This is a genomic window from Thermocladium sp. ECH_B, assembly GCA_001516585.1.
Taxonomy (GTDB): Archaea; Thermoproteota; Thermoprotei; order Thermoproteales; family Thermocladiaceae; genus Thermocladium.
In genome coordinates this window covers 1-1,045 of record LOBW01000154.1, presented here as the reverse complement: position 1 = coordinate 1,045, position 1,045 = coordinate 1, and the positions used below count along the sequence as shown (strand labels likewise).

2 pseudogenes are annotated in these 1,045 nt (G+C 45.8%); both read left to right on the top strand.

Going from position 1 to position 1,045, the window contains the following annotated elements:
• Positions 1-393, top strand: a pseudogene (locus AT710_09890).
• A 5-nt stretch (positions 394-398) separates the two neighbouring features.
• Positions 399-778 (top strand): annotated as a pseudogene (locus tag AT710_09885) (hypothetical protein).
• Positions 779-1,045 lie beyond the last annotated feature (267 nt).

Below are 1,045 nucleotides of genomic sequence, written 5' to 3'. Positions count from 1 at the left end.
GCCCTCAAGGTTCTTGGGCTTGATTGGGCCATGAATCTCCCCATGAAGGTTAGCACCACGACGAGCAACTTCATGATTGGAGTCACTGCAGCCACCGGAAGCAGCATATACTGGTACTTCGGCTACATACAACCATTCATAGCAGCAGCAACAGCAATAGGAGTACTAATAGGGGCCTTCATTGGAACCAAGGTCCTCGTCAAATTAACCAATAGATTCGTCAGATGGATATTCATAGTAATACTCAACTTCCTCGGCGTCGAAATGGTTCTCAGAGGCGCAGGAATAGCTAGAATACTCGTTATACCTCTGGCGTATGAGTACCTCCTATCAACTGCGGCATCAATATTATTAATGATAGGTTTACTGCTTAAGTACGGGCGGAGGAGGTGATCAATATGGATATGGACTCGGTTATAGGCATGACCCTTAGGATCGGCGTGATAATAAGCATAATACTCATATCTATTGGGGTCGCGTTAATTATAGTGAGGGGGGAGGGCATGGGTTACCCATTAAGCGAGTTATCAAGCATGAGGAGCCCAGTCAATAGCAGCGTCATTCCAGTCATCACTGCAATTAATGAGTCGCCATCACTTGACGGCCTCTCCCTAATAGTGCTGGGCCTCATAGTATTAATAGCTACCCCAGTCATAAGGGTCCTCCTCGGCATAGCCTCATTTGCGATGGAGAAGGATTGGCTATACGTGCCATAACCGTCATAGTCTTCCTGGACCTAATGATAGCCATATTCATAATACCAATGTTTCTAAGGTAAAATACAATAACAATTAGCTTCATTGATCGCCCGTCGATCATCATGGAGTCAGAACCAACGCGCTACAATCACTGATCAACTTAGCACCATAATACTATTTTAATGTTACTGAAATGGATTTTAATGTTACTGAAATGGGGGTTAAGGGGGGGCGAAAAGCCTCGCCCTTCAGGGCGGGGTAGGTTTAAATACTGGAAAAAGCGTCTCCTCTTGGTGTCCTCTCCTGATCAATTTCTTGGGAATGAGGAGCGGGGGCTGATTTCCCCC